At 57.5% G+C, this 26,973-nt stretch carries 22 protein-coding genes and 1 tRNA gene; 10 read left to right on the top strand and 13 right to left on the bottom strand.

Features of this window, described 5'->3' with window-relative positions; genetic code table 11:
• Positions 1-24: 24 nt before the first annotated feature.
• A complete protein-coding gene (gene acs, locus AFK67_RS18280) occupies positions 25-1,983 on the bottom strand; it encodes an acetate--CoA ligase (RefSeq protein WP_038870052.1) in 1,959 nt (652 codons plus the stop codon).
• 424 nt (positions 1,984-2,407) lie between these two features.
• Between acs and gltP the strand changes: the two genes are divergently transcribed.
• Positions 2,408-3,721: a glutamate/aspartate:proton symporter GltP gene (gene gltP, locus AFK67_RS18275; RefSeq protein ID WP_032966412.1), complete on the top strand. Its 1,314-nt coding sequence runs from the start codon at positions 2,408-2,410 to the stop codon at positions 3,719-3,721.
• 258 nt (positions 3,722-3,979) lie between these two features.
• Here the strand turns inward: gltP and AFK67_RS18270 are convergent, their stop codons facing one another.
• Positions 3,980-4,132 carry a Hok/Gef family protein gene (locus tag AFK67_RS18270; protein ID WP_032966408.1) on the bottom strand — a complete coding sequence of 51 codons (153 nt, stop codon included), beginning with the start codon at positions 4,130-4,132 and terminating at the stop codon, positions 3,980-3,982.
• Positions 4,133-5,225: 1,093 nt separating this feature from the next.
• On the opposite strand from AFK67_RS18270, the gene AFK67_RS18265 reads away from it, so the two are divergent.
• The 3 genes from AFK67_RS18265 to yjdP all read left to right on the top strand — a co-directional run bounded on the left by AFK67_RS18265 (position 5,226) and on the right by yjdP (position 9,845).
• The gene (locus AFK67_RS18265; RefSeq protein WP_007711899.1) at positions 5,226-7,082 is read left to right on the top strand and encodes an ATP-binding protein; all 1,857 of its coding nucleotides are present in this window, start codon (positions 5,226-5,228) and stop codon (positions 7,080-7,082) included.
• Positions 7,082-9,397 (top strand): ATP-binding protein, encoded by a 2,316-nt coding sequence (locus AFK67_RS18260; RefSeq protein WP_007711902.1) that lies wholly within the window; start codon positions 7,082-7,084, stop codon positions 9,395-9,397. The genes AFK67_RS18265 and AFK67_RS18260 overlap by 1 nt, the downstream gene beginning before the upstream one ends.
• A gap of 106 nt (positions 9,398-9,503) precedes the next feature.
• On the top strand, positions 9,504-9,845 hold the full coding sequence (gene yjdP / locus AFK67_RS18255) for a DDRRRQL repeat protein YjdP (RefSeq protein ID WP_007711905.1): 342 nt from the start codon (positions 9,504-9,506) through the stop codon (positions 9,843-9,845).
• Here the strand turns inward: yjdP and phnH are convergent.
• A complete protein-coding gene (phnH, locus tag AFK67_RS18250; RefSeq protein ID WP_032966401.1) occupies positions 9,842-10,438 on the bottom strand; it encodes a phosphonate C-P lyase system protein PhnH in 597 nt (198 codons plus the stop codon). The two genes, yjdP and phnH, sit on opposite strands and share 4 nt — an antisense overlap.
• 176 nt (positions 10,439-10,614) lie before the next feature.
• Here phnH and AFK67_RS22980 point away from each other — a divergent pair, with 176 nt between their 5' ends.
• The gene (locus AFK67_RS22980) at positions 10,615-10,842 is read left to right on the top strand and encodes a hypothetical protein (protein WP_134792903.1); all 228 of its coding nucleotides are present in this window, start codon (positions 10,615-10,617) and stop codon (positions 10,840-10,842) included.
• A gap of 309 nt (positions 10,843-11,151) precedes the next feature.
• Here the strand turns inward: AFK67_RS22980 and AFK67_RS18245 are convergent, their stop codons facing one another.
• Positions 11,152-11,487: a zinc ribbon domain-containing protein YjdM gene (locus AFK67_RS18245; protein WP_007711909.1), complete on the bottom strand. Its 336-nt coding sequence runs from the start codon at positions 11,485-11,487 to the stop codon at positions 11,152-11,154.
• A 572-nt stretch (positions 11,488-12,059) separates the two neighbouring features.
• Here AFK67_RS18245 and crfC point away from each other — a divergent pair.
• Entirely contained in the window at positions 12,060-14,423 is a 2,364-nt protein-coding gene (crfC, locus tag AFK67_RS18240) for a clamp-binding protein CrfC (RefSeq protein WP_007734856.1), read from the top strand.
• A 5-nt stretch (positions 14,424-14,428) separates the two neighbouring features.
• A complete protein-coding gene (locus AFK67_RS18235) occupies positions 14,429-15,280 on the top strand; it encodes a diguanylate cyclase regulator RdcB family protein (protein ID WP_032967720.1) in 852 nt (283 codons plus the stop codon).
• A gap of 37 nt (positions 15,281-15,317) precedes the next feature.
• Here AFK67_RS18235 and kdgT read toward each other — a convergent pair whose 3' ends face one another.
• On the bottom strand, positions 15,318-16,313 hold the full coding sequence (gene kdgT, locus AFK67_RS18230) for a 2-keto-3-deoxygluconate transporter (RefSeq protein ID WP_007734860.1): 996 nt from the start codon (positions 16,311-16,313) through the stop codon (positions 15,318-15,320).
• A 400-nt stretch (positions 16,314-16,713) separates the two neighbouring features.
• Here kdgT and kduI point away from each other — a divergent pair, with 400 nt between their 5' ends.
• Positions 16,714-17,550: a 5-dehydro-4-deoxy-D-glucuronate isomerase gene (gene kduI / locus AFK67_RS18225; protein WP_007734869.1), complete on the top strand. Its 837-nt coding sequence runs from the start codon at positions 16,714-16,716 to the stop codon at positions 17,548-17,550.
• Positions 17,551-17,608: 58 nt separating this feature from the next.
• Here the strand turns inward: kduI and yghU are convergent, their stop codons facing one another.
• The 8 genes from yghU to aspA all read right to left on the bottom strand — a co-directional run bounded on the left by yghU (position 17,609) and on the right by aspA (position 25,726).
• Positions 17,609-18,475 (bottom strand): glutathione-dependent disulfide-bond oxidoreductase, encoded by an 867-nt coding sequence (gene yghU / locus AFK67_RS18220; protein WP_032967721.1) that lies wholly within the window; start codon positions 18,473-18,475, stop codon positions 17,609-17,611.
• Between the two features lie 109 nt (positions 18,476-18,584).
• Positions 18,585-19,547: a nickel/cobalt transporter gene (locus AFK67_RS18215; protein ID WP_038884565.1), complete on the bottom strand. Its 963-nt coding sequence runs from the start codon at positions 19,545-19,547 to the stop codon at positions 18,585-18,587.
• A 330-nt stretch (positions 19,548-19,877) separates the two neighbouring features.
• A tRNA-Phe gene (locus AFK67_RS18210) sits at positions 19,878-19,953 on the bottom strand.
• Positions 19,954-20,066: 113 nt separating this feature from the next.
• Positions 20,067-20,642 carry a transcriptional regulator gene (locus tag AFK67_RS18205; protein WP_007722867.1) on the bottom strand — a complete coding sequence of 192 codons (576 nt, stop codon included), beginning with the start codon at positions 20,640-20,642 and terminating at the stop codon, positions 20,067-20,069.
• A gap of 50 nt (positions 20,643-20,692) precedes the next feature.
• Positions 20,693-22,429: a protein-disulfide reductase DsbD gene (locus AFK67_RS18200; RefSeq protein ID WP_007722870.1), complete on the bottom strand. Its 1,737-nt coding sequence runs from the start codon at positions 22,427-22,429 to the stop codon at positions 20,693-20,695.
• Positions 22,405-22,752 carry a divalent cation tolerance protein CutA gene (gene cutA / locus AFK67_RS18195; protein WP_007722873.1) on the bottom strand — a complete coding sequence of 116 codons (348 nt, stop codon included), beginning with the start codon at positions 22,750-22,752 and terminating at the stop codon, positions 22,405-22,407. The genes AFK67_RS18200 and cutA overlap by 25 nt, the downstream gene beginning before the upstream one ends.
• 123 nt (positions 22,753-22,875) lie before the next feature.
• Positions 22,876-24,177, bottom strand: a complete 1,302-nt coding sequence (locus tag AFK67_RS18190; protein ID WP_007722876.1) for an anaerobic C4-dicarboxylate transporter — start codon at positions 24,175-24,177, stop codon at positions 22,876-22,878.
• Positions 24,178-24,289: 112 nt separating this feature from the next.
• Positions 24,290-25,726 carry an aspartate ammonia-lyase gene (aspA, locus tag AFK67_RS18185; protein ID WP_038884562.1) on the bottom strand — a complete coding sequence of 479 codons (1,437 nt, stop codon included), beginning with the start codon at positions 25,724-25,726 and terminating at the stop codon, positions 24,290-24,292.
• Between the two features lie 337 nt (positions 25,727-26,063).
• Here aspA and AFK67_RS18180 point away from each other — a divergent pair, with 337 nt between their 5' ends.
• The gene (locus AFK67_RS18180) at positions 26,064-26,540 is read left to right on the top strand and encodes an FxsA family protein (protein WP_007722882.1); all 477 of its coding nucleotides are present in this window, start codon (positions 26,064-26,066) and stop codon (positions 26,538-26,540) included.
• A 135-nt stretch (positions 26,541-26,675) separates the two neighbouring features.
• Complete coding sequence (locus AFK67_RS18175; protein WP_004387018.1) at positions 26,676-26,969, top strand: co-chaperone GroES; 294 nt, start codon at positions 26,676-26,678, stop codon at positions 26,967-26,969.
• Positions 26,970-26,973 lie beyond the last annotated feature (4 nt).

Raw genomic sequence — 26,973 nt, 5'->3', positions numbered from 1 at the left:
GGTGCCGCGACAAGCGGTGTTCGGTTATGACGGCATCGCGATGGACTGTTTCTCTTCGAGCAGTTTTTCCACCACGCCAGGATCGGCAAGCGTTGAGGTATCGCCGAGGTTGCTGGTATCGCCCGCGGCGATTTTGCGCAAAATGCGGCGCATGATTTTGCCGGAACGGGTTTTCGGCAGCGAATCAGTCCAGTGCAGCACGTCCGGCGTCGCCAGCGGGCCAATCTCTTTGCGCACCCAGTTGCGCACTTCGCTGTAGAGCTCCGCCGACGGCTCTTCGCCGTGGTTCAGCGTCACGTAAGCGTAAATCGCCTGGCCTTTAATGCTGTGCGGAATGCCGACCACGGCGGCTTCGGCGATTTTCGGGTGCGACACCAGCGCAGATTCGATCTCTGCCGTGCCGAGACGATGGCCGGAGACGTTCAGCACGTCATCCACGCGACCGGTTATCCAGTAGTAGCCATCTTCGTCGCGACGCGCGCCGTCGCCGCTGAAGTACATGTTTTTAAAGGTTGAGAAATAGGTCTGCTCAAAGCGCTCGTGATCGCCGAACAGCGTACGCGCCTGACCAGGCCAGGAGTCAGTGATCACCAGATTGCCTTCGGTAGCGCCCTGTTGCGGGTTGCCTTCGTTATCCACCAGCGCAGGCTGCACGCCGAAGAACGGACGCGTGGCGGAACCGGCCTTCAGTTCGGTCGCGCCCGGTAGCGGCGTTATCATGAAGCCGCCGGTTTCGGTCTGCCACCAGGTGTCGATAACCGGACATTTTTCGTTGCCGATTTTCTTCCAGTACCACTCCCAGGCTTCCGGGTTGATGGGCTCGCCCACCGAGCCGAGAATGCGCAGCGACGAGCGGTCGGTGCCGTCGATGGCTTTATCGCCTTCCGCCATCAGCGCGCGAATGGCCGTCGGCGCGGTGTAGAGAATATTGACCTTATGCTTATCCACCACCTGCGCCATGCGGTTGGCGGAAGGCCAGTTCGGTACGCCTTCAAACATCAGCGTGGTCGCGCCGCACGCGAGCGGCCCGTAGAGCAGATAGCTATGACCGGTGACCCAGCCAACATCCGCGGTGCACCAGTAGATATCGCCCGGATGGTAGTCGAAAGCGTAGAGGAAGGTGGTTGCGGCATACACCAGATAACCGCCAGTGGTGTGCAGTACCCCTTTCGGTTTGCCGGTTGAGCCGGAGGTATAGAGGATGAACAGCGGATCTTCGGCGTTCATTTCTACCGGCTGGTGGTGCGCGCTGGCTTTCTCGACCAGCTCGTTCCACCAGAGATCGCGCCCTTCATGCCAGTCGATCGCGCCGCCGGTGCGTTTAAACACCACCACATGTTCAACGCTGGTTACGCCCGGGTTTTTCAGCGCGTCATCGACGTTTTTCTTAAGCGGGATCGCGCGGCCGGCGCGCACACCTTCGTCCGCGGTAATAACCAGACGGGCGCTGGAGTCGATAATGCGCCCGGCGACCGCCTCCGGCGAAAAGCCGCCGAAAATGACCGAATGCACCGCGCCAATGCGGGCGCAGGCGAGCATGGCGACCGCGGCTTCCGCCACCATCGGCATATAGATAGCGACAACGTCGCCTTTCTTGATGCCAAGCGTGGTCAGCGTGTTGGCGAAGCGGCAGACATCGCGATGCAGTTCGCGATAGGTGATGTGCTTGCTCTGGGTGGCGTCATCGCCTTCCCAAATGATCGCGGTCTGGTCGCCGCGCTCGTTAAGATGACGGTCAAGACAGTTCGCCGCGAGGTTCAGCGTGCCATCTTCGTACCATTTAATAGAGACATTGCCGGGGGCGAAGGAGGTGTTTTTCACCTTCTGGTAGGGCGTTATCCAGTCGAGGATTTTACCTTGCTCACCCCAGAACGCGTCAGGGTCATGCACGGACTGCTGATATTTCTCTTCGTACTGTTCCGTTGTTATCAGGCAGCGTTCCGCGATAGTTGCGGGAATAGGGTGTTTATGGATTTGGCTCATGGCTTTTTTCTCCTTTTAGATGTTAATGATATGTCACGCAAAAGTTAAGAACAGGCTTGCGAATAGCTTTGTTTACTTTTTGGGCGGCAGATCACGCATTACCGAAACTGCATGAAAATTCATCAAACGAATCTTTCAGGGAAAATAATTGCTGTTAAGTATTATTTTCTGGATCGATTTTGTAATCCTTTTTATAACATCAACTTATAGTTGATTACCGCGATAAATTAGGGTTATTAAGGCAATTTTCAGTGAATATGCCTGTTCTTAAAGGGTTGCGCAGGATGCCGTGCAAGTGGTACTGATTAAAAGCGTTAAAAAACCCCACAATATCACCCAACGTTTGTCATACCCCTTTCAGCTTGCGTCGTTCTCACTGGAGCACGCGTGGGAATGGCGCTGTAATTTAGGAAGTAAAGTCGTTATGAAAAACAGTAAAATCAGCCTGGCCTGGCAGATCCTGCTGGCTCTGGTGCTGGGTATTCTTCTGGGCAGTTTTCTTCATTATCAGGCGGATAGCCGCGAATGGCTGGTCACTAATCTTCTTTCGCCCGCCGGCGACATTTTTATTCATTTGATCAAAATGATTGTGGTGCCGATTGTTATCTCCACGCTGGTGGTGGGCATTGCCGGTGTCGGTGATGCGAAACAGCTTGGACGTATCGGCGCGAAAACCATCCTCTATTTTGAAGTGATCACGACCGTCGCGATCGTCATTGGTATTACGCTTGCGAACGTGTTTCAGCCGGGCAGCGGCATCGATATGTCGCAGCTGGCGGCCGTGGATATTTCAAAATATCAGCATACGACCGAAGAGGTGCAGAGCCACGCTCACGGCCTGATGGGTACGATCCTGTCGCTGGTGCCGACCAACATTTTCGCCTCGATGGCGAAGGGCGAGATGCTGCCGATCATCTTCTTCTCGGTACTGTTCGGCTTAGGGCTGTCTTCGCTCCCGGCCACGCACCGTGAGCCGCTGGTGACCGTGTTCCGCTCTGTTTCCGAAACCATGTTTAAAGTCACCCATATGGTGATGCGTTATGCACCGGTGGGGGTGTTTGCGCTGATCTCGGTGACGGTGGCGAACTTTGGTTTCGCATCGCTGTGGCCGCTCGCCAAGCTGGTTATCCTGGTCTACGTGGCGATTCTGTTCTTCGCGCTGGTGGTGCTGGGCGCGGTCGCGCGGATGTGTGGGCTACGCGTATGGACGCTGATCCGCATCCTGAAAGATGAGCTGATCCTGGCGTACTCCACGGCGAGCTCCGAAAGCGTGCTGCCGCGTATTATCGAAAAAATGGAAGCCTACGGCGCGCCTGCGTCTATTACGAGCTTCGTGGTGCCGACCGGCTACTCGTTTAACCTCGACGGCTCAACGCTTTATCAGAGCATCGCGGCGATTTTCATCGCGCAGCTTTACGGAATTGAGCTGTCGCTGGGCCAGGAAATTATCCTGGTGCTGACGCTGATGGTGACCTCAAAAGGGATCGCCGGCGTACCGGGCGTCTCTTTTGTGGTGTTGCTGGCGACGCTTGGCAGCGTCGGTATTCCGCTGGAAGGCCTGGCCTTTATCGCGGGCGTTGACCGTATCCTCGACATGGCGCGCACCGCGCTGAACGTGGTGGGCAACGCGCTGGCGGTGCTGGTTATCGCCAAGTGGGAGCATAAATTCGACCGCAAAAAAGCGCAGGCTTATGAGCGCGAGGTGCTTGGCCGGTTCGACAGTACCGCCAACGATTAACGCGCCGCACTTAAGGCTTTGCGCGTACTGTTCTGCAAACCCCGCTCCGGCGGGGTTTTTTTATTGCCCGGCGGCGTGCTGAATACCGCGTACGAGACGTTTACGACTTTGCCAGCCCACCAATGATGTCGGCGTAAAACAAGGCGGTGTAAACAAGGCGGCGCACCGCCAGTGGCGACAGGCCGATAACCGTAAAAACGGGTGCGTTAAGCACTCAACGCCAGCAAGTCGGGCGGAGCGAACTCCGCCCGGAAAGCATTACCGGTCAGAGCAGGCAAGCCGTGCCGCCACCTCCTTATTTCCGTGCTTTATCGTTAACTCACATAACGTGCCGTGGTTAATTAAAGCGAAAATTAATATCGTGACGCAAAATACAACGAAACATGCGAACAGATATTTGAGTGGCTTCATGCCTTTTACTCCTTGCCTTTCGGCGAGTAAGCGGCTAATTTCAACTTGTCGGAGTTGAGGGATAGCCTCGGGTTAATAGGAATATTGCCCGGGGCTTTCTTCTTTCTGTCCCTCGCGTCGGCTTAAGACAGAAAGTCTTAAGCCGACGCCCATCATAATGATCATCACGCCTGATTTAAATAAAAATTCAAATGTAATTTAATGCGGGTTTGCTGCATTTATTTTGGTGATGGATATTAAAGGGCTGTAGAGTAATATGAATATACGTGCCGTTTTTAGCGCAATAAAATCTCATAAACCTACGAGCAGACCCCATTATGCGAGCAGAAAAAATGGGTGCGTTAAGTCCTCAACGCCCGGCTTGCCGGGCGAGGAAACCCCGCCCGGGAGAGCCTTACTTGTCCTTACAGGAAAGCATAGCTGCCACCTCCTGGTTGCCGCTTCTGAGGGTAAATTCGCATAACAACCCCGATTCATTAAAGCAAAAATCAAAATAGTTACGCAGACCACTAATAAACAGGCCAGTAAATAACGCAGTGGCATCATGCCTTTTACTCCTTGTCATTCGATGAGTAAGCGGCTAATCTCAACTTGTTGGGAGTTGAGGGATAGCCTCGGGTTAATAGAAATATTGTCCGGGGCTTTCTTCTTTCTGTCCCTCACGTTTGCTTAAGACAGAAAGCCTTAAGCACCCGCGCTTATAATACTCCTTCACCTGGATTTTTATATAAAAGCATCATGTAACTCCTGATGCACCATTTGCAGGGTTTCTGGAATAACGCTCGCATTTTAAAATACTTTTAAATAACAGCTCGTGTAACAGGGTGTTATTACACGATCCAGTAAAGGCGGTTATTTACGGTATTTTATTTCCGGGCAGGCGCGCTGAAATCTCCGCATTGTGTATGCTTATGAAGAGAGTCAGCGTGACGGCAAGCCAGTGGGCCTGAAAACTATCGGGAATGATAGTATACCCCGCGTCCGTACACCCTTATCATCTCCCTCTTATGCCTGCCGAAAAGGCGAAGACGCGCTTGCGCGCAGCCCGGCCAGGCCTACCGACAACCACAGCCGGAAAATACAGAGAGTCACAGTGGATAACCTCATTACCGCGCCATTAACAGGACAACACGAGACGCCGGTGAACTTGCCGGGGTTAATGCAGGTGCTCAGCAAACACCTTTACTCCACGCCAATGGTCGCCATTCGCGAGCTGGTGCAAAACGCGCACGACGCGATTGTCAGACGACGACTGGAAGAGGGCGCTGCGGACCGGCTTGCGGAGATCCGCGTCACGGGCGATACGCAAAACCGTACCATCGTCATACATGATACCGGCTCAGGCCTGACGGAACAGGAGATCCACGATTTCCTGGCGACCGTCGGCGTGGGTTACACCCGCCATTTACGCCAGCAGGATGACGACACCGGGCTTATCGGGATGTTTGGTCTCGGTTTCCTTTCCGCCTTTGTGCTGGCGGAGCGGGTCACGGTACACACCACCTCCTGGAAAACGCCCGAGGAAGGTTGGCTTTACGCCTCCGCCAGTGGCGAAACCTACAGCGTCACGCCCGCGACGCCGCGCGAGCCTGGCGCCACCGTCACGCTGCATCTGAAAGACGAGTTCTTATACCTGGCGAATAACAAACTGCTCGGCGACGTGCTGGGCCGCTACTGCATATTAATGAAAGAGCCGCTGTTTGTCGGCGACGAGCAGACCGCCGTCAACCACCTGACGCCGCCGTGGCGCGTGGCATCGCAGGATGGCGTGGCGCTGCACCCGGCGCTGCGTCAGAAGCAGAATATCGAATTCGCCAGCCGCTTTGAGCGCGCCTTTACCCCGCTGTGTACGCTGCTGGTCGAGCCTTCGGCTGACAGCGACGCGGTCGGCATGCTGTGGCTGCAGGATGGCGCGACGTATGGCACCAGCGATAACCGCAATCTGTCGCTCTTTCTGCGCGGCATGCTGCTTGACGATCAGGCGCGCGAGCTGCTGCCGCCCTGGGCCGGTTTCGTCGGCGGGGTTATCGAGTCTAACCGCCTGACGCCAACCGCCAGCCGCGAGGATTTACAGCGCGACGTCACCTGGTACGCCACCCAGGCGGCGCTCACCGAGGCGCTGATTAACGGCCTTGCGGATCTCGCGAAACAGCAGCCCGCCGTCTGGCGTCGTGTACTGGTGCGTCATAACGAAGCGCTCCTCGGCGCGGCCATCTGCGACGATCGTTTGTTCGATCTGCTGAAAGATGAGCTGTTGATTCCGACCTCGCAGGGCGATCTGCCGGTCAAGGCGCTGCGCCAGAACAACACCCTGAACGTGATGCTCAGCGAAGAAGGCGGCTTTGAGGAGATGCTGTTCCGTCTCTCGGGGCGTCCGGTCGCGCTGGGTTATCGTTACGCCGTGGTGCCGTTCCTGCGCCGCTGGGCCACGCTTTACGGCGCGCGCCTGGTGGAGGTCGGCACCTCGGCGGGCAACGAGCAGCTGTTCGCGCTGCATGACGTCAGCGAAGACGAAGCCGCCTGGTGGAGCGAGCAGCTGCGCGACGATGAAGAGTGCGTGATGTCCTCTTTTGAACCCGCGACGCTGCCGCTGGTGATGGTCGTCAACCGCGACGCCGAGCTGAAAGCCCGGCTGGAACAGGATGACGCCGACCGCCGCATGAGCACCGCTGCGCTGATGCTGGCGCGCCAGTTTGCCAGCAAAATCGAACAGCAGGCGCCGGTGCGGCTCTACATCAATTTTAACAATCCTGCGGTAAAAGCCTTGTCACAGGCCTGGCGCGCCGGGCAACCCATCGCGCCCGGCACCACGCAGCTGTTAAAGAGCCTCAAAATTATTCTTGCTCTGGCGACGGGAGATTCTCGTGAGTATGACTTCCGTCAGGCGCTGGAGACTTTCAGTTGCATCACCGCGCAACTTATTACACCGACAACAAAAGGAAGCAACTAATGGATATCTGGGCATGGTATGAGCAATATCAGCGAGACCTGGAAGAAGCCGGTAAACCCTGGATAACGCAGCATGTCGATAAACTTATCGATTCCGTTGTTGAAGTACAGACCGGTAAAACCGAAGCGCTGTTGCCGGAAGCGCGCGCGCTGAAAAAAACCTCAGGCAATCCGTGGATTGAAGTCATGGTCGGCCACTGGGAGATGCGCCACCGCATCGGCAACCTCGGTGAAGGCGAAAAAGCGCTCGGCGACGTCGTCGCGCTGTTTGAACGCGCCCACCAGGCCGATGCCGCGGAGTGCCCGCAATCCATTTGCGTTACCCAGGATCTCAGCGCCTGTTACAGCAATGTCGATGGTCCGGGCTGGGCGGATGAGCGTATCGCCGTCTGTCAGGAAACGCTGTCGAAAATTACTCCGCTGCGCAGCTGCTTCCTTTGTCTTTCGGAAGAGCAATTCTTCGCGATGATCGACAAAGGCGAAGTTGAGCAGGCGCTGGCCTTTATTCATCAGCAGATGGAAAAACGTCGCGCGGCAGGCGAAGAAGATGTCAACGGCCTGAAAGAGAACGAAGCGCAGGCGCTGATGCTGCTGGGCCGTTATGACGAAGCGCTGGCGATCATCGATAAGTTGCACGAAGACGAGATGGAAAACAGTAGCGAGCAGACCCGCCAGGTCATGATGATGATGAAGGCGGAAGTCCTGGCGCTGATGGGCCGCGAAGAAGATGCCCGCGAATGGCTGCTGCCTTGGGATCGCCTCACCGCCTATAACCGTATGCGCTGGGTGCGCGTGGTGGAGCAACTGGCGCGCCTCAACCCGGCATACAACAACTGGCAGACCGGCAGCGCGCTGCAGCTGATTCTGGAACAGCGCCTTGAAGCCCAGGCCTGGCGCGAAGCCATCATCGTCGCGAAAACCCATATCGCGATGGCGCTGGCGCGCGGCACCACCTGGATTGCGCGTCGTGCGCTTTCTCAGGCGAAAGCGTGTGCGGCCAGACTGCGTAACCCGCATGACGAAGATGACGCTCTGAACGCGTTTGAGCAGCAGATCGCAGCGATGGAAACCCAGGTTGAACTGCCGGTGCCTGCCGAATCACTGATGGCGTGGCTTGAAGAGCGCGGCGAGCAGGAAGGCGTCACGCGCGATCCGGAGCAGGAAGCCCAGTGGCTGATGCTGGCCTCCGCCCAGCGTCCGGACGACGAAAACCTGTTGATGCTCGCGGCCGCGGCGCTCGAAGCCTGCCAGGCGAATGGCGAAGCGACGGATCTCCTGCTCGACTGGCAGAAGCGTCATCCGCAGGAGGAGGCGTCGCCGCTGTTCCATCTGCTCTCCGCGCTCATCAACGCACGCCGCTACGATGAGATTGTGGCGCTGGCTGACACCTACAACGACGCGCTGCCGCATGTGGCGCTGTGGTTTAAAGCGCAGGTCGCGCAGGCGCAGGAAGACTGGGAAAGCCTTGAAACCTTAAGCCAGGCGCTGCGCGCCACGCCGCAGGGCCAGCACAAAATCGCGCCGCTGATGCTCGCAGGCCAGGCGGCAATTCGCCAGAAAGCGCATGATCGCGCGACCGCGTATTTTAAAGATGCCGTGGCGATGATGGACGCGCGCGAAGAAGACGCCAGCAACATCCTGTGGGATCTGCTGACTGCGGCGAGCGCCAGCGAAGACTGGACGACCGTGCGCGAAGCCGGTGCGCGTCTTGGTATGCAGTTCAGCACCGATGAAGGCCCGGTCGAAGAGGAGTGGGGCACCGTGCGCCTGCGCTTCTTCGAGAACCACGATGAGCATTTCTATTTCGCCCAGCGTACCGGTCCGGTGACGGCGCGCGTCTTCCAGCCGTCATGGCGAAAAGCGCCGCAGCATATGAACGAGTCGGTGGTGTTTGACGCCAACCTGCTCAACACCCCGCCGGAAGATGAGCAGGAGCGCGCGAACTTTATCCCGCTGCATAACGTGGTGAAAACCCTTGCGTCAGGCGACTACGCGCCGAGCTGGTTTATTGACGGCGTCGATCCGGGCGAAGAGACGTTCAACGCGTTTGTGAATGGCGTTCGCCAGCGCGGCGGCGCAGTCTGGGTGCATTGCGAATCGGATTATCAGGTTACCGACAGCGAAAGCGGTGAAACGCTGCCGGGCATCTACTTTATGCTGGCGATGCCGCAGTCGGTGTCGCCGCTGGAAGTGGACGCGATGCTGCGCGAACTGACGCAGGGGTGGAAACACCCGATCCACTGGCTGGATGTCGCCATGTCGGGCGGCCTTGATGAAACCCGTCACCGCCAGGTGATGGAGCGTTACCAGCTGTAGTCGATATCACGGGCGGCGGTCAACGCCGCCCGATTTGAGAATCCTCCGCTGTCTGCCTCTCTTCGTCCTCTTTACCTTAAGACCAGTCAAACACAGGACTGGCATTATGAAATCACCTCTTCACGCCTGGCTTTTTGCCGCACTTTCGCTCTCCAGCACGCACGCGCTGGCGGACGGTCTCGATTCGGTTTTTGATGATACGGTGAATGCCGTGACGCAGGCGATTAACGAGGCTTATCGCCCGGATGGCCGCGACACGCAGGATAACCGCGACTATGACGACGAGGATCGCACGCGCTATGACCAACGCCGTTCAGGCTATGACGAGCGGCGCAGGCGTCTGGAGGAGCGTCACCGGCAGCTCGATGAGCGCCAGCGTCGGCTGGATGATGAACGCCGCCGTCTTGAGGAAGAAGAACAGCGGCTGGATGACGACGCGTATCGCTAGCGGCCGCTGTCGGCGATTTCCACGTGGGTCGCGCGCGGGATGGCCAGCAGACGATCGCCGCAGGTCAGCAGCAGATCGATGCCGAGCGACCCGGCATGAAAGCGATCGGCGAGCTGTTCAATAATGCACTCCGGCAGCTGCGGCGCGATCATGCGCTCTTCCGCAATGCCCGCGCCCGTGAGGCGCAGCATTCGCCCGCCGCTCAGGCTGTTGACCTGCAAAATCAGGGTGGCGCTGTGCTCCGGCGCGATGGCGCTGCCGTGGGCCAGTCGGTCGGGCAGCAGCGGGCTAAGATTGTCATCAGCCACGGCGAACACCGCGTCGTCCGGCGTTTCGGCGATCCGCGTGCCGGTATGAAAGCGCAGATTAGAGCGCACAATGTCATTTGTCAGGCCAGGGGACAGCCAGACGGGCGTATCGCTGTCGGTCATTGTGAGCAGCACGCTGGTGGTCGCCACGCCGAGCGGCTGCCAGCCGTGACGAAGCAGTTGCAGCGATACAATCACGCCAGGCTCGCTCATGGCCTTTAGCAGGCGACGAAAGCACTGTTGCGCATCGTGCACCGGTGAATCAAAGTCGGTATTTAACGTCATCAGGTTCTCCATACTGCTGCGCATCGCGGCGTGACGTCAGCAGACGTTGCCGGATGCAGGTTGCGGCACATCCTGACCGCCTAATATGACCCTATTGTTAAACAAACATGACAGCCCGATGAATTGTGACGCAATAAAGGCAGAAGACGATCGCGCTGCCTTTAACGGAATCATCGATGAGAGGAGATAATATTGGGCTTAAGTCAGGTAAGAAAAAAGAACAGCCTGCTGCTTTAAATAAAGGGTTTTGCTTTTATCGGTTATTATATGTCAGCCCGGAATGCGCAGTGCTATTTTATTTAATTGTTTTTGTGATTATATTTATCGGCGTGCATTTAACATTTAAATGTGGCGCTCTAATAATATTCTTAAAAGAAACTGGCGAAAAGTTAAGCAGGGCTTAATTTGTATGTAGGGTTTATTTATTTCGTTGATTTTTAAGGTTATTTGCGAGCGTTGCTCTTCAGGTTTCTATTTTATGCCGCTTTGGAGGATTTTTTCATTATTTTTTTAGAATAAACGTGAAAATAAGCGTCGGATCGTGTTAACGATACCCGGGTACGAATAAATCAGGCTTAAAAAAATCAGGGATAAATCGGGCGAGCGCGCTATTTTATTCTGCCCAGAGCTCCGTCCAGTTGGTTTGCGGCGCTCTGGCTTCTGAACTGGCAGCGCTGGCTGCCAGCCCAGGAGAAATGCGGCCTGGCGAGGCGTCAGCTTTTTTTGACGAACTCAGATTTGAGCTTCATCGGGCCGAAACCGTCGATTTTGCAGTCGATATTATGATCGCCTTCCACCAGGCGGATATTTTTCACTTTAGTGCCGATTTTCAGCATCGACGAGCTGCCTTTGACCTTGAGATCCTTAGCAATTGTCACGCTGTCGCCGTCGGCAAGCAGGTTGCCGTTAGCGTCTTTCACTACCAGCGCGTCGCTGTCGGCGGCGGCCTCGCCGTCGCGCCATTCGTGGGCGCATTCAGGGCAGACGTAAAGATTATTATCCAGATAGGTATACTCAGAACCGCATTGCGGGCAGGCGGGCAGGGACATGGTGACTCCTTAAAATGAACCAACGGGGCAGCAAAAGAGGGCTGCACAAGAAGCGCTCGCTGACGCGACGCGCGCGAAAGGCGGGATTATACCCTAAAACCTTACCTTTTACGGGCCTGTCTGCGGCGCAAACGTGTCTGGCGCGGCGAAGCCGCAGGCCGCGTTACAATTTTCCGGTTCGCGATAAAACATATATCGTGATTTATTGCCAGGCGGTGTTATTCTGGAGCGGTTAATGTAGATTTGTATTATTAAATCCATCCCCTGAAGTCGGAACATTTTTGTGAAATGGCCGATGTGAGGATATATTCTTTCGCTCTGAAAAACCGCTCAGCTCTCTGGTATCACAGAGTGATTATTTGGTTTCCTGACGAAGATGAAGGTTCAGAAACGTTTCTCATCGTCTCATGCTTATTTTACCACAACGATGGTATGGCATTTTTTACGCCAGTTTTCATCGGGTGTCGTTGTGACGCGCAGGATATTTTCCACACGTAATTATAAAAGCCGCATTGAGCTAATAAAAAGATAAGGCAAAAGGTCATTTAATTTGTGTTAAGGAAAGATTTTTCATGCACACACAGACTGTATTTGAAATGAATCAGGAAGCGGAACGGCTACTTCAACTGGCGCTGCGTAATCTCAGCGCCATGAAAAAAGTGCCGCTGGCGGTACAGGACGACCGTGGGAACGCCGCCAGCTACGCTTGCGCAACCGTGCATCCGCTTCATTTTTCTTTGCGTGGTATGGAAGCCCAGCAGGAGATGCTGCAGGCCGAGCTTCGAAAAACCACCCATCAGGAGATGGTGCTCGCGATTGTCGGCACGATGAAGGCGGGTAAGTCGACCACCATTAACGCGATTGTCGGTAAAGAAGTGCTGCCCAACCGCAACCGCCCGATGACGGCGCTGCCGACGCTTATCCGCCACACGCCGGGTCAGAAGGAGCCGGTGCTGCACTTTTCGCACGCCGGACCTATCGAAACGCTGATGCAGGCGTTGCGCGCGCGTTTGCAGAACGCCTCGCGCGACACCCTGACGCAGCGTCTTGAAATCGATCGCGATATGGACGCCCTGCTGGCGCGCATCCTGAACGGCACCTCGTTTGAAAAACACTACCTCGGCGCCCAGCCGATTTTTCACTGCCTGAAAAGCTTAAACGATCTGGTGCGTCTCTCGGGCGTGCTGGACGTGCCTTTTCCGTTTCGCGCTTACGCGGCTATTGAACACATTCCGGTGATAGAAGTGGAGTTTACCCACCTGGCCGGGATGGAGCGCGGGCTGGGTCAGCTGACGCTGCTCGACACCCCAGGCCCGAACGAAGCCGGACAGCCGCATCTGCAAAAAATGTTGCAGGAGCAAATCGCCCGCGCTTCGGCGGTTCTCGCCGTGATGGATTACACCCAGCTGAAATCGACCTCCGACGAGGAGGTGCGCCTGGCGCTGGCGGCGGTGGGTGAGTCGGTACCGCTCTACGCCCTGGTGAATAAATTCGATCAGATGGATCGCAACAGCGACGATGAAGATCAGGTGCGGGCGCTGATTGCCGGCACGCTAATGAAAGGCGCTATCGATCCGGCGCATATTTTCCCCGTCTCCTCCATGTGGGGCTATCTGGCCAACCGCGCGCGTCAGGAGCTGGCGGCGCAGGGCTGCCTGCCGCCTCACGAGGAACAGCGCTGGGTGCAGGACTTCGCCGAGGCGGCGCTCGGCCGCCGCTGGCGCAGCGCGGATTTCTCTGACGCCGAACACCTGCGCCACGCCGCCGACCTGCTCTGGGAGGATTCCCTTTTTGAAGCGCCCATCCGCGCTATTTTGCACACGGCGCACGCTCACGCTTCGCTCTATGCGCTGCGTTCGGCCTGCGCAAAATTAATTTACTATGCGCAATGCACCCGAGACTACCTGGACTTTCGCTGTCAGGGGCTGGATATCGCAAATGACCAACTGGTGGAGAGTATTTCTCAAATGAAGAATGACATCGCACAGCTACAACGTTCCCAGGCAGACGCCAGCAAAGCCATTCAGGAGCAGGTCGTTCAGGCGCTGGCGCGCGCGTCGGAGAACATCGCGGGTCACGAGCAAAAGGTGCTGGCGGATATCGCCAGCTATTTCGACACCGGTAACGTGCCGCCACTCTCTCTCAGCAGCCCGGTACGCCGCGCGGTGACCTGGGGTCGCGATTTCGATGCGGGCAGCGAACAGCTTCATCTGGACCAGGAGAGCGACGCCCGGATGCTGCTGCATAAAATCCGCGCCTCCTGCGAGTTGATCCTGTTATCGGTACAGGAAAACCTGACCCGTGACCTGGCGGCCCATTTCAGCGAGCTGGAAACCGCGCTCGGCGATATCCTGCGTACGGCCCTGGCGCCGCTGGAGCAGCGCGTGACGGAAGGGCTGCGTCGCACCGGTTTTCGCGCGCATATCACGCTGCCGGTATTCCAGCGCAGCCAGCTTAATTTCAACGCGCACCAGTTGTTTAACGATGTGATTGAAGAAGAGAGCGTGCCGGTCGCCACCGCCCCGCGTAATAACGGCGTGCGCGGCACCGTGGCCCGCTGGCTGAACAGCAACGATCTGGGCTGGGATGATTGTACGGCGATGCGTTCGCGTTACGTTATCGACCTGCCGCAGCTCAAACAGACGCTGAGCCGCTATGTCAGCCGCTTCTGCGCGCAGATCCGCCAGGCGATGAATGCGCAGGTGGATATCTCCGTGACGGCGGGCATGGCGACCTTTTTCGCGGAATTCCAGATGGCGATGGCGGCCATTGAGGCAAATCTCAAGCAGAGCCTGACGGCGCGCCAGCAGAGCGAAACGTCACGCGATGCGCTGCGCGAGCAGCTTCAGCAATGCGCGCGGACCGCGCGTGATATTAATGAAGACGCCCGTTTACTGCAGGATGACATTCTGACGCTGTTTTCCGTGGAGCACTGAACGCCATGAACGGTTCACTCGTTGAAGGGCCGGGCCGACATTTACACGCCTTGCACGGGCGCCTGATGGTTGATCTGGCAAAAGGGACGGACGACGATCGCCACTGTCGCCCGCATCTGCAGCATCAGAAAGTGCGCGAGCAGCTGCACAAATCGCTGGCGGCGGCTGAGCCGCCTGCGGCGACGCCGGACATTCTCGCGCTGAACATGCTGGCGACGCTGAGCCGCCAGCGCCCGCCTGGGCATCTGGCGTTAAGTCTGACGGCGCAGACGCTGGCCCTGCGCCGTCAGCGGCTCAGTGAAAAAGGCGTTTCGGCGTCTTTCGCCGAGGCGCTGGACGGGATTATCGGGCAGTATCAGCACAGCGCTGCACGGCTGGAATCGCAGTTACGACAGCAGGATCTCACGGCCGCGGCGCAGCGCCATTTCAGGGATGTCATGACGCGCTGGCAGCGTGGCGAGTTCAACGGCTGGTCGCCCGCCGGGCGCTGCTATGTGGCGCTGGAAGAGCTGCGCTGGGGCGCTTTCGGCGACGCATTGCGCCTGAGTGAGCCCTCGGTGAAAAGCGCGCTGCTGCAACCGGTGTATGAAGAGAGCGCGATGCGGCTGGCGCAGAGCGTCGACGCCTCGACCCACACGCGGCATTTTTATCACCAATGGATGCATATGCCGCCACAGCCGGGCCTGCTGGAGCATAAAGATCTGCTCTGCTGGCTGGGGGCAGACTATGACGACGAGCGCCATCCGGTGAGCTGGTCGGTCACCCAGACCTGGCAGAGCGTCTCCCTCGGTATGCCGCGTATCTGCTCTGCCCGGCGGCTGGCGAACGCGCTGGTGGAGGAGATTTTCCTGCTGTAAAGCGCAAAAAACACCCCGCCGCAGCGGGGTGTTGGGGTTAGCGCGGCAGCGTACCGACGCTTTGCGCTTTCTCCGCCTCTGGCACGGGTTTCGCCACACGCCGGGCATAGAGCGCGGTGATGATGGGCACCAGGATCGCCGTAACAATGACGCTCGCGGCGACCAGCGCCGTGGCCGACGCCGCCACCGGTTCAAACGCCGGGTTAATTTGCGCAATGATAACCGGGTTCGCTACCGCAGCGCCCGCTGCCGATGACGCCGCCACGCCCGCCGTCCCGTTACCGCCGCCCAGGAATTTATCCGCCATGATCAACGGGATGCCGGTGATGATGATCACCGCCACGCCCAGCAGAATGCCCAGCAGGCCGGTATGCATAATCACGCCCAGATTAATGGTGTTGCCAAGCGCGAAACCGAAGAACGGGATCAGCACCGGTGTGGCTTTACTGAAGAAAGCGCGAAGATCGTGGTCGAGGTTGCCGAGCGTGAAGCCAATCAGGAACGGCAGCACTGCGCCGATGAAATGATGCGGCTCGAAAGAGGCCAGCCCCGCAGAGCCTAAGATCACCATCGTCATCAGCGGGCCGGATTCCAGCGACATCAGCACAAACGCGCCGGATTCTTCCTTCGTACCGTACTGGTTCATCAGGCTGGCGTAGAGGCCGCCGTTGGTCATGTCCATCGCGGAGACGATAGCCAGCACCGACAGTCCGGCGAAAAAGCCGGTCTGGATGCCGGTATCCGGAATAAAAGACGCCGCAATCATCGCCACCAGCCAGGCCACGGCGATTTTAGTCAGGACCAGCGTGCCCGATTTACGCAGCACCGTGCCCGTCGCGCGCAAATCAATGGATGCGCCAATACAGAAAAACCAGACGGCGAGGATGGGCACCGTTCCGCTAATCATTCCTTTCGTAAACGAGCCGAAATAATTCCCGGTCTCCGGGGCAAACGTATTTAACATTGCCCCAAGTAACAGCGGGATAAGCATCATCCCTCCCGGAATGCGCTCCATCGTGGCTTTAATCTTCATCATAAACCTCAGCGGTATTATTCAGCGCCTGGCTGAATGAAAGTCAAAAGTGTCCTGCGATGAAAATCATTCATTTTCATCGTGTTAGTTTCTTTTCTTTGGCGTAGGGCGGCAGCGAAGAGGCAGCTGCGGCTATCATTAGCGTTATGATTATGGAGAGTCGTCTGTCAGTGACTTATCCCGTTATTGAAGTAACTGGTGCTACTATGTCTCTTGTGGAATAATGATTCAATAGAAATGAAACAACGTTTTAGTTATCTCGATCACATTATTGATTCACGCGTTTGATAGCATCAAATTCAGCGCAAATTTATGTAAATTGATTGTTATTTAATTGAGTTTTTTACGCTTACAACATAGCGGGGGCGACGTTACCCTGCGCACGTCACGAGGAGTCAGAATGGACGTTCGTCAAAGCATTCATAGCGATCACGCGAAAACCCTGGATACCGCCGGGCTTCGCAAAGAATTCTTAATCGAGAAGATTTTTGTGGCTGACGAGTACACCATGACCTACAGCCATATCGATCGCATCATCGTCGGCGGCGTCATGCCGGTGAACCGCACGGTTAGCGTGGGCGGCGAAGTGGGCAAGCAACTGGGCGTGAGTTATTTTCTGGAGCGCCGCGAACTGGGCGTGATTAATATCGGCGGGCCGGGCGTTATCACGGTGGATGGCACCCGTTATGAGATGAACAGCCGCGACGGGCTGTACGTCGGCAAGGGCGCGCAGGAAGTGGTGTTTGCGAGCGTAGAGGCGGCGAATCCGGCCCGTTTTTACTATAACTGCGCCCCGGCGCATACGAGCTTCCCGACCAGGCGCGTCACGCCGGCGGATGTTTCGCCGGTGCATCTTGGCGAGGACGTCACCAGCAACCGCCGTACCATCAATAAATATTTCATTCCTGATGTGCTGGAAACCTGTCAGCTCAGCATGGGGCTAACCGAGCTCGCGCCGGGCAACCTGTGGAACACGATGCCGTGCCACACGCATGAGCGCCGCATGGAGGTCTATTTCTACTTCGGTCTCGAAGAGAACAGCTGCGTGTTTCACATGATGGGCCAGCCGCAGGAGACGCGTCATATCGTGGTGCAAAACGAGCAGGCAGTGATTTCGCCGAGCTGGTCGATTCACTCCGGCGTCGGCACGCGTGCCTACACCTTTATCTGGGGCATGGTGGGCGAAAACCAGGTATTCGACGATATGGATCACGTTGCGGTGAAAGATCTGCGCTAACGGTTCATGAGGTTACGCGCATAAAAAAGCCTCGTCACTGACGAGGCTTTTTTGTGGCTTATGCGCCGCGTTTGTCTTCGGTGTTGCGCTCAAAATCCGAAGCGTCGTGCCGCTCGTGAAGCTGCTCGTTAAGCGGCCCCCAGGTGCGGTTAACGATACGCCCGCGCTGTACCGCCGGACGCTGCGCCACTTCTTCGGCCCAGCGCTTCACGTTTTTGTATTCATCAGCCTGGAGGAACTTGCTCGCTTCATACAGCCCGCCGATAACGATATTGCCATACCACGGCCAGATGGCGATGTCGGCGATGGAGTACTCGTCGCCCGCGATAAAGCGATGCTGCGCGAGCTGGCGATCCAGTACGTCGAGCTGGCGTTTGGCTTCCATGGTGAAGCGGTTAATCGCGTACTCGATTTTCTGCGGGGCATAGTGATAGAAATGGCCGAAACCGCCGCCGAGATAAGGCGCTGATCCCTGCAGCCAGAACAGCCAGTTCAGCGCTTCGGCGCGCCCGGCGAAATCTTCCGGCAGGAAATGGCCGAATTTGTCGGCGAGATACAGCAGGATCGCGCCGGATTCAAACACGCGCACCGCCGGCGTAACCGAGCGGTCCAGCAGCGCCGGGATCTTGGAGTTCGGGTTTACCTCCACAAAGCCGCTGGAGAATTGATCGCCTTCGCCGATGCGAATCAGATGCGCGTCATACTCCGCGCCGCTGATGCCGAGCGCCAGCAGTTCTTCCAGCAGGATGGTCACTTTCTGGCCGTTCGGCGTGCCGAGGGAATAGAGCTGTAGCGGATGTTTGGCGACCGGCAACGTTTTCTCATGCGTCGGCCCGGCGACAGGCCGGTTGATACTGGCAAAGGCACCGCCAGATTGTGGTTCCCAGGTCCAGACTTCAGGTGGCTGATATTCGTTTTGAGACATCATGTTACCCCGCGCGGTAAGTAAGTAATAAACCGGGCCTCCGGCTCGCGTTTTCGAGTGTAGCAGGCGAGGGCGTCTTCACCTGTTATCCGGTTGTGGCATTACGCGCTCAACAACCGGCGGCGATATAGTCGCCGCCCGCGCTGACCGGGATAACGGTGGCAAACAGCACGGCGGCGAACAGCAGCAGCGCCAGCCCGCCCGCGATACGCAGCAGCGCAGCGATACGCTGTGCCTGGCGCGGCGTCGTCTGCGCGCCGAACAGCCGCGTGGTGGCGTTGCGCGCATACTGCACGCCGAGCGACAGCGCCATAATGGAGAGCGCTGTGCCAAGCGCCATTGTCATGACCGCCGCGATGCCCCAGCTCACCATGCCGAGCGCGTTGGCGAACAGCATAATCATGATGGCGCCGCTGCAGGGCCGCGCGCCGATGGCGAAAATCACACCCAGCCGGGTGCGCCAGTCGCTGTCGTCCTGCGTTCTGCCGACGCCGTGATGGCCGCAGCCGCAGTGCTCCGGATGCGACCCGACCGGCGTAAGCGCATGAATATTGAGTGTCGGGGCGCGCAGGCTGCGCAACGCGCGCAGAATGAGAAACAGCCCGAACGCGCCGATAAGCAGCGCGCTCGCCTTTTCAAGATACCAGCGGCTCTGGCTGAGATCGCCCGACGCGAGGTTAAAGCCCACCGCCAGAATAAACACAAACGCGATGGCGCTGACGCCCTGCATCAGGCTGCCCGCGAGCGGCACCAGCCGTGCGGCGAAGAGGCTTTCGCGGTTAGTGGCGAGGTAAGCGCTGACGATAAATTTGCCGTGACCCGGCCCGATAGCATGCAGCACGCCATAAATAAACGCGCCGCTGATAAGCCAGACGCCGCCCGTGTATTGATGGTTGTTGAGCTGCAAAAGATAGAGCACCAGATAACGATGCAGAGCGACTTGCAGGCTGAACGCCCACTGAAGAAACGCGCCCCAGTGGTGCCAGAGCAAAAACGCCGCGCCCAGCGCGCAGAACGCCAGCAGCAGCGCGCCGGGGCGTTGCCAGCGGCGGTTCAGGATGGCAGTCGACATGCGGATATCCCGTAAATAAGCATCCAGCAAGTATAACGATGTCAGCCGCGCAGGCCAGCGGGAAAGAGGGAAGGGAGGCGACGAGTGAATCGAACGGCGTTCGATGGAGAGTCCGGATCTCCAAAAGCAAAAAACCAGCCCTGGGGCTGGTTTTTCTGAATAAGTGGTGCCCGGACCGGACAAAAACGCCGGGAGCGTTTTTGCACAGCGCGCCGCGCTGCCCGCAGGGCGAGTCGCAGGGAGGCGACGAGTGAATCGAACGCAGTTCGATGAAGAGTCCGAATTCACCAAAGCAAAAAACCAGCCCTAGGGCTGGTTTTTCTGAATAAGTGGTGCCCGGACTCGGAATCGAACCAAGGACACGGGGATTTTCAATCCCCTGCTCTACCGACTGAGCTATCCGGGCAACGGGGCGCATTAAACCGTAAAGGCCCGAAGGCGTCAACGGCTTTGTCATAAAAAATCCCTGAAACTGTGCTGACTGGCTGATTTTCAGGCAAAAAGGCCGGTCAGCGCGTCTCAGGTCAGGGCACCGCCCTGACGGCACTGCGCGAAACGCAGGATATCTTCGGCGAGACGACGCGCGGTGTCGACATCGGCCTGGCTGCGTTTCACCAGCAGCCGGCTCAGGCAGCCTTCCAGCACCAGTTCCATCTGCTCGGCGACCATCGCCGGGTCGTCCACTTCCAGCTGCGTCAGCAGTTCGTGCGTATAGTGATACGCGGCGCGCTTTTGATTATCCGCCAGCTGATGGATAGGGTGCGACGCCTCCGGATAGAAAGTACAGGCGGCGATGAACAGACAGCCGGGGTAGCGGTCCTGGCTGACGCAATCGGTCAGCGCCTGGTAGCGCGCCATCAGTTTTTGCTCGGCGCTCAGCGTATCGTCATAAATCAGCTGACGACGCCAGGCGTCCACGCGCTGGCTTAAATAGCGCAGCGCGTCATACAACAGCGCTTCGCGATCCGGCCAGTAGCGCTGCATCTCTTCCGTCGGACACTGCGCGGCAGCGGCCACCATTTCAGGTGTGGTATTGGCAATCCCTTCCTGTTCAAGGACATGCAGGGCCTGCTCCAGCACTTCTTCACGTTGCACGGTTTACTCCTCTCCGTTTAGCCCAACGGTTTCTCCCACTCAAGTGTTGTTTACCGCAGGCGATTGTGCAAATGCGTGGCGAACGCGGACGCGTCCATAAAGCCGGTAACACGTGCATTAGCGACCTCGTTGCCCTGCGCATCGAAGAAAATAATCGTAGGCAGTCCGAGGACGTTCAGGCGCTTCAGGAGCGCGACATCCGCTGGTCGATTGGCGGTGACATCGGCCTGTAACAGCACGGCACCGTCGAGCGCGCGCCGCACCTCGGGTGCGCTGAACGTGTATTTCTCAAACTCTTTGCAGGCGACGCACCAGTCGGCGTAGAGATCGAGCATGACCGGCTTGCCCTTCGCCTGCGCCAGCGCCCGCTCGAGATCGCCTTCTGTCGCGATACGCGTAAACGTCAGGTGCGCCTGCGTTTCGGCCGTGGGTGCGCCGAAGGCCCAGTCCTGCAGCGGACGCGCGCAAATCAGCGCGGCGCCCAGTAGTACAATTTGCACCGCGCGCATCCAGGGTTTGACGGCGCTGAGGCTTGCGATAAACGCCCACCCAAAACACGCGACGCCAAGCGCGCTCCAGAGCCGTAGCCCCCAGACGTCACCCAGCACGCGTTCCAGCAGAAACACGGGAAGGGCGAGGATAACAAAGCCGAAGGCGATTTTTACCTGCTCCATCCACGGGCCGCTTTTCGGCAGCAGGCGGTTGCCGAACACGGTAACGAGTATCAGCGGCAGGCCCATGCCGAGCGCGTACAGATAAAGCGTGCCGCCGCCGAGCCACAGATTGCCGCTCTGGGCGATGTAAAGCAGGATGGCGCTGAGCGGCGCGGTGGTGCAGGGCGAGCAGATAAGCCCGGCTATCGCGCCCATCGCAAAGACGCCGCCCGGCGAACCGCCGCGCTGACGGTTGCTCATCAACGTCAGGCGCGTTTGCAGCGATGCGGGCAGCTGCAGCGTGAAAGCTCCGAACATGGAGAGCGCCAGCAGAATAAACACCACGGAGAGGGTCACCAGCACCCACGGGCTTTGCAGCGCCGCCTGAAATTGCAGCCCGGCGGCGGCGACAATCAGCCCCAGCGCGGTGTAAGTCAGCGCCATGCCCTGCACGTAGACAAAGGCCAGCAGCAGCGCTCGCCCGGTGGAGAGGCGCTTCTCGCCGCCGAGCACGATGCCGGAAATCAGCGGGTACATCGGCAGCACACAGGGCGTGAAGGCGACGCCGATGCCGATAAGCAGCGCCCAGAGGGCGGAGAAAGGCAGCGTCGCGGGCGGCGCGTCGTCCTTCACGGCTTCTCGTTCTCCGGTGGAGAGCGAGGGCTGCTCAGCGCGGGGTTGTGCGGCGGCATCTGCGGCTTTCGGTGGCTCAACCGCGCTCAACGGCACGCTGCGCGTCTCCGGCGGATAACAAAAGCCCGCGTCGGCGCAGCCCTGATACGTGACGGTCAGCGTCGCGCCCGTCGATGCCTGCTCTACGGTGACCGGCACGCGCAGCATGTCGCGGTAAATTTCGCTTTTGCCGAAGAATTCATCTTCATGCCATTCGCCTGCGGGCAGCACGGGCGAGGCCACGCGCGCGTTCGCAGGCGTGACGCGGATCTGCTGGCGATAGAGGTAGTAACCCGGCTTAATCTGCCAGTTCAGCGTCAGGGCGTCTTGCTGCTGCTGGAAATCAAATGCGAAGGCCTGGTCCGCAGGCACAAATTGTGAGGCGTTTTGCTGGCTGAAAAGACCGGCGGATGCGTGAACGCTGCAAAAAAGCAGGATCAGCGTAAGGATGCGTTGAGCCATGAGAGGTAGTCTTCGTCTCCGTGAATGACAGGTATGACAAGCAGTTCGGGCGTCTGGTAGGGATGATGGCTTTTCAGACACGTCAGTAGCGCCTGCTGACGCGCGGTGTCGCTTTTCAGCACCATCTGCACTTCGTACTCCTGTTCCAGTTTCCCTTCCCAGTAGTAGAGCGACGTAGCGCCCGGCAGCAGCGTGACGCAGGCGGCGAGATGTTCCGCCAGCGCTTTGGCGGCCAGGTCCTGCGCGGTGGCTTCATCCGGCGCGGTGCAAAGCACAACAACCGGCTCCGGCGCGGCGTGAGTAACGGTATTTTCATCCAGCATAGAGCCCTCCTGCCTGAAACGTTCAAACGGTTACTATACAACGGGCAGGGGATACGCGTTAGCGACGGAGTGTAAGCGTGGGTTTTGGCGCAGAAAAAGGGGCGCCGCAGCGCCCCGAAGAGGTTACAGCAGTACGCTGCCCAGCAGGAAGCCGAAGCAGACCGACAGCACGACGCCGAGCGTGCCGGGAATAAAGAACGGGTGGTTAAAAACAAAACGTCCGATACGCGTGGTGCCGGTGTCGTCCATCTGTACGGCGGCGACCAGCGTGGGGTAGGTCGGCAGAATAAACAGGCCGGACACGGCGGCGAACGACGCTACGGCGGTCAGCGGCGAAACGTTGAGGGCCAGCGCCATCGGCATCAGCGCTTTGGCGGTGGCCGCCTGGGAGTAGAGCAGCGCCGAGGCGACGAAGAAAATCAGCGCCAGCAGCCACGGATGGCCCTGGATCACGCTGCCTGCGGTCGCTTTGATCCAGTCGATATTGGCGGAAACAAAGGTATCGCCAAGCCACGCCACGCCGAGAATACAGATACAGGCGCTCATCCCGGCTTTAAACGTGCTGGAGTTCAGGATGCTGTCGGTTTCCACGCGGCAGATAAGCGTGATAAGCGTCGCGACGCTCAGCATGATGATGAGGATAGCGCTGGTGGTGTTCATCAGCGGTTTGGCCACCAGGCCCAGGCTCGGGCTGTTGATGATGGCGTAAGCCACCACGCAGACCACGCCCAGCAGGAACAGCCAGACGGAGGTTTTGGCGCGCGGTTTGATCTCAATCTGCTTGTCGCCACGCAGTTCGATTAACCCTTCCTCCAGACGTTTGCGATAAACCGGATCGTCAGAGAGTTTTGAGTTAAACAGCATGGAAACCAGGAATGACATCACCAGCACGGCGGCGAGTGTTGAGGGGATCACGACCATCAGCAGGTGAATGTAGCTGACGCCGTGGCCTTCCATCACGGAGGACATATACACCACAGCGGCGGAGATAGGCGACGCGGTGATAGCGATTTGCGCGGCGACCACAGCCGTCGAGAGCGGGCGGCAGGGCTTCACGCCCTGTTCTTTCGCGACCTCGGCGATAACCGGCAGCGTGGCGAGCGAGATGTTGCCGGTACCGGCGAAAATGGTCAGAAAATAGGTGACCAGCGGCGCCAGGACAGTAATGTATTTCGGGTTCTTACGCAGCAGCTTTTCCGTCTGGTTGACCAGGAAATCCAGCCCGCCTGCGACCTGCATGGCGGAAATGGCGGCGATCACCGCCATGATGATAGAGATAACGTCAAAAGGGATATTACCGGGTTTAACCCCGATAGCGGCGAGCACCAATACCCCGAGCCCGCCGGCGTACCCTATGCCGATCCCCCCAAGCCTGGCGCCAAGAAAAATGGCCAGTAAAACGATGATAAGTTCGACAACTATCATGATGGCTTCCTTGATGGTTAATTATTGGATAATTAAAAGTTATAATTTGGTATCCATTAAACGAAAAAGGCACGTCCGGAGACGTGCCTTTTTAGTGTATCCCGAAAGGGGATTATTGTTCGCTTTCATCGGTATAGCGTTTAGCTTTGTAAGCCGGATGCATCAGGTTCTGGACAGAGAAGATGTCGTCCAGCTCCGCTTCCGTCAGCAGGCCGCGCTCCAGCACGACTTCACGTACGCTCTTGCCGGTTTCGGCGCAAATCTTCCCGACGATATCGCCATTGTGGTGGCCGATGAACGGGTTGAGATAGGTGACGATACCGATAGAGTTGTAGACGTAGCCTTCGCAAACTTCTTTGTTGGCGGTGATGCCGTTAACGCATTTTTCCAGCAGGTTGTAGCAGGCGTTGGTCAGAATGTGGACAGATTCAAACATCGCCTGGCCGATAACCGGCTCCATCACGTTCAGCTGTAACTGACCCGCTTCGGACGCCATCGTGACGGTGGTGTCATTGCCGATCACTTTAAAGCAGACCTGGTTTACCACTTCCGGCACGACCGGGTTCACTTTGGCTGGCATGATGGACGAGCCCGCCTGCAGTTCGGGCAGGTTGATTTCGTTCAGGCCCGCGCGCGGACCGGAGGAGAGCAGACGCAGGTCGTTACAGATTTTGGAGAGTTTTACCGCCAGACGCTTGAGCGAGCTGTGCACCATGACGTAAGCGCCGCAGTCGGAGGTCGCTTCAATCAGGTCTTCCGCCGGGACGACCGGCAGGTTGCTCACTTCCGCAAGTTTCTGCACCGCCAGCTGCTGATAGCCGTCCGGAGTGTTCAGACGGGTGCCGATAGCGGTCGCGCCGAGGTTCACTTCCAGCAGCAGCTCCGCAGTACGCAGCAGGTTTTTGGTCTCTTCGTTCAGCAGCACGTTAAACGCGTGGAACTCCTGGCCGAGGGTCATCGGCACAGCGTCCTGCAGCTGGGTACGGCCCATCTTCAGGATGTTTTCAAATTCTACGGCTTTGCGCTGGAAGCCTTCGCCCAGCTCTTTGATGGCGTCGACCAGCTTCACGATGGACGCGTAAACCGCGATGCGGAAACCGGTCGGGTAGGCGTCGTTGGTAGACTGGCACTTGTTCACATGATCGTTGGGGTTGAGGAACTGATATTCCCCTTTCTGGTGGCCCATCAGCTCAAGGCCAATATTCGCCAGCACTTCGTTGGTGTTCATGTTCACGGAAGTGCCCGCGCCGCCCTGGTAGACGTCCACCGGGAACTGATCCATGCATTTTCCGTTGTTCAGCACTTCATCGCAGGCGGCGATAATCGTGTCGGCAACTTTGCGCGGAATGGTCTGCAGCTCTTTGTTGGCCAGCGCCGCCGCCTTTTTCACCATCACCATGCCACGAACAAATTCAGGGATGTCGCTGATTTTGCTGTTGCTGATGTAAAAGTTTTCAATCGCTCGCAGAGTATGAACACCATAGTAGGCATCCGCTGGAACTTCCCTGGTACCCAACAAATCTTCTTCGATACGAATGTTGTTTAACATGTGAACCTTCTTACTTAAGCTGACTAAGATTGCACCAAACTCACAGGATATATGTGGTTATGGAGATAAAATGACCGACATTTATGTCCTTAATCGGTCTGGTGCCCACGATCATATGCTGATGATAGCGAAAAGCAGTAACCTGGATCACTTATTCCCGGCCGCGTCTGATGACAATTATTAAACTGTGAAATGGGTCACCGCTTAAAAATTTCCAGAAAAAATGTCCGTGCAAAGTGATTGAACTTTGGCTAAGGCGCCTCCATCTCACGGTATATGCGTTTGCACATCTATTTCTAAGGCGCCAGAAGGCGCCTGCTTTTTACAGGAGAACCCGGTGCGCTGGATACCCTTTATCGCCTTCTTTCTTTACATCTACATTGAAATTTCCATCTTTATTCAGGTGGCGCATGTGTTCGGCGTTTTTCTGACCTTGCTGCTGGTTATCTTCACGTCGGTTATCGGGATGTCGCTGGTGCGCAACCAGGGCTTTAAAAACCTGATGCTGATGCAGCAGAAAATGGAAGCAGGCGAGAGCCCGGCGGCGGAAATGCTGAAAAGCGTGTCGCTGATTATCGCCGGTCTGCTGCTGCTGTTGCCTGGCTTCTTTACCGACTTCCTGGGCCTGCTGCTGTTACTGCCGCCCGTGCAGAAACTCATCACGCTGCGCCTGATGCCGCATCTGCGCTTTAGCCGCACGCCAGGCGGCGGTTTTGGCGCTTCTTCGCAGGGCGGCAATACCTTTGACGGCGAGTACCAGCGCAAAGATGACGGCCCGAAGCGCCTCGACGACCACGATCGCGACTCGCGATAAAAAATCCAAAAAATTTTTCTTTTACCCCCTTGAAGGGGGAAAACCCCAACCCCATCTCTCTGGGCACCAGCCGGAAACCTCAACGGGCCGGCTCAATCCCTAACTGATACGGACTTTCTCAAAGGAGAGCTATCAATGAATATTCGTCCATTGCATGATCGCGTGATCGTCAAGCGTAAAGAAATTGAATCTAAATCTGCTGGCGGCATCGTTCTGACCGGCTCTGCCGCGGGTAAATCTACGCGTGGCGAAGTGCTGGCTGTTGGCAATGGCCGCATCCTTGAAAACGGCGAAGTGAAGCCGCTGGATGTGAAAGTCGGCGACATCGTTATTTTCAACGATGGCTATGGTGTGAAAACCGAGAAGCTGGACGATCAGGAAGTGCTGATCATGTCTGAAAGCGACATTCTGGCAATTGTTGAAGCGTAATCTC

The sequence above is a fragment of the Cronobacter dublinensis subsp. dublinensis LMG 23823 genome (genome assembly GCF_001277235.1).
Classification (GTDB): domain Bacteria; phylum Pseudomonadota; class Gammaproteobacteria; order Enterobacterales; family Enterobacteriaceae; genus Cronobacter; species Cronobacter dublinensis.
Note: the sequence above shows the minus strand (reverse complement) of the source record. Positions and strands in the feature narration are given on the sequence as shown.

Excerpts from the sequence above, each read along its gene's own strand:
- acs (WP_038870052.1), bottom strand. The coding sequence starts at position 1,983 with ATGAGCCAAATCCATAAACACCCTATTCCCGCAACTATCGCGGAACGC.
- gltP (WP_032966412.1), top strand. The coding sequence starts at position 2,408 with ATGAAAAACAGTAAAATCAGCCTGGCCTGGCAGATCCTGCTGGCTCTG.
- AFK67_RS18270 (WP_032966408.1), bottom strand. The coding sequence starts at position 4,132 with ATGAAGCCACTCAAATATCTGTTCGCATGTTTCGTTGTATTTTGCGTC.
- AFK67_RS18260 (WP_007711902.1), top strand. The coding sequence starts at position 7,082 with ATGGATATCTGGGCATGGTATGAGCAATATCAGCGAGACCTGGAAGAA.
- yjdP (WP_007711905.1), top strand. The coding sequence starts at position 9,504 with ATGAAATCACCTCTTCACGCCTGGCTTTTTGCCGCACTTTCGCTCTCC.
- phnH (WP_032966401.1), bottom strand. The coding sequence starts at position 10,438 with ATGACGTTAAATACCGACTTTGATTCACCGGTGCACGATGCGCAACAG.
- AFK67_RS22980 (WP_134792903.1), top strand. The coding sequence starts at position 10,615 with ATGAGAGGAGATAATATTGGGCTTAAGTCAGGTAAGAAAAAAGAACAG.
- AFK67_RS18245 (WP_007711909.1), bottom strand. The coding sequence starts at position 11,487 with ATGTCCCTGCCCGCCTGCCCGCAATGCGGTTCTGAGTATACCTATCTG.
- crfC (WP_007734856.1), top strand. The coding sequence starts at position 12,060 with ATGCACACACAGACTGTATTTGAAATGAATCAGGAAGCGGAACGGCTA.
- AFK67_RS18235 (WP_032967720.1), top strand. The coding sequence starts at position 14,429 with ATGAACGGTTCACTCGTTGAAGGGCCGGGCCGACATTTACACGCCTTG.
- kdgT (WP_007734860.1), bottom strand. The coding sequence starts at position 16,313 with ATGAAGATTAAAGCCACGATGGAGCGCATTCCGGGAGGGATGATGCTT.
- kduI (WP_007734869.1), top strand. The coding sequence starts at position 16,714 with ATGGACGTTCGTCAAAGCATTCATAGCGATCACGCGAAAACCCTGGAT.
- yghU (WP_032967721.1), bottom strand. The coding sequence starts at position 18,475 with ATGTCTCAAAACGAATATCAGCCACCTGAAGTCTGGACCTGGGAACCA.
- AFK67_RS18215 (WP_038884565.1), bottom strand. The coding sequence starts at position 19,547 with ATGTCGACTGCCATCCTGAACCGCCGCTGGCAACGCCCCGGCGCGCTG.
- AFK67_RS18200 (WP_007722870.1), bottom strand. The coding sequence starts at position 22,429 with ATGGCTCAACGCATCCTTACGCTGATCCTGCTTTTTTGCAGCGTTCAC.
- cutA (WP_007722873.1), bottom strand. The coding sequence starts at position 22,752 with ATGCTGGATGAAAATACCGTTACTCACGCCGCGCCGGAGCCGGTTGTT.
- AFK67_RS18190 (WP_007722876.1), bottom strand. The coding sequence starts at position 24,177 with ATGATAGTTGTCGAACTTATCATCGTTTTACTGGCCATTTTTCTTGGC.
- aspA (WP_038884562.1), bottom strand. The coding sequence starts at position 25,726 with ATGTTAAACAACATTCGTATCGAAGAAGATTTGTTGGGTACCAGGGAA.
- AFK67_RS18175 (WP_004387018.1), top strand. The coding sequence starts at position 26,676 with ATGAATATTCGTCCATTGCATGATCGCGTGATCGTCAAGCGTAAAGAA.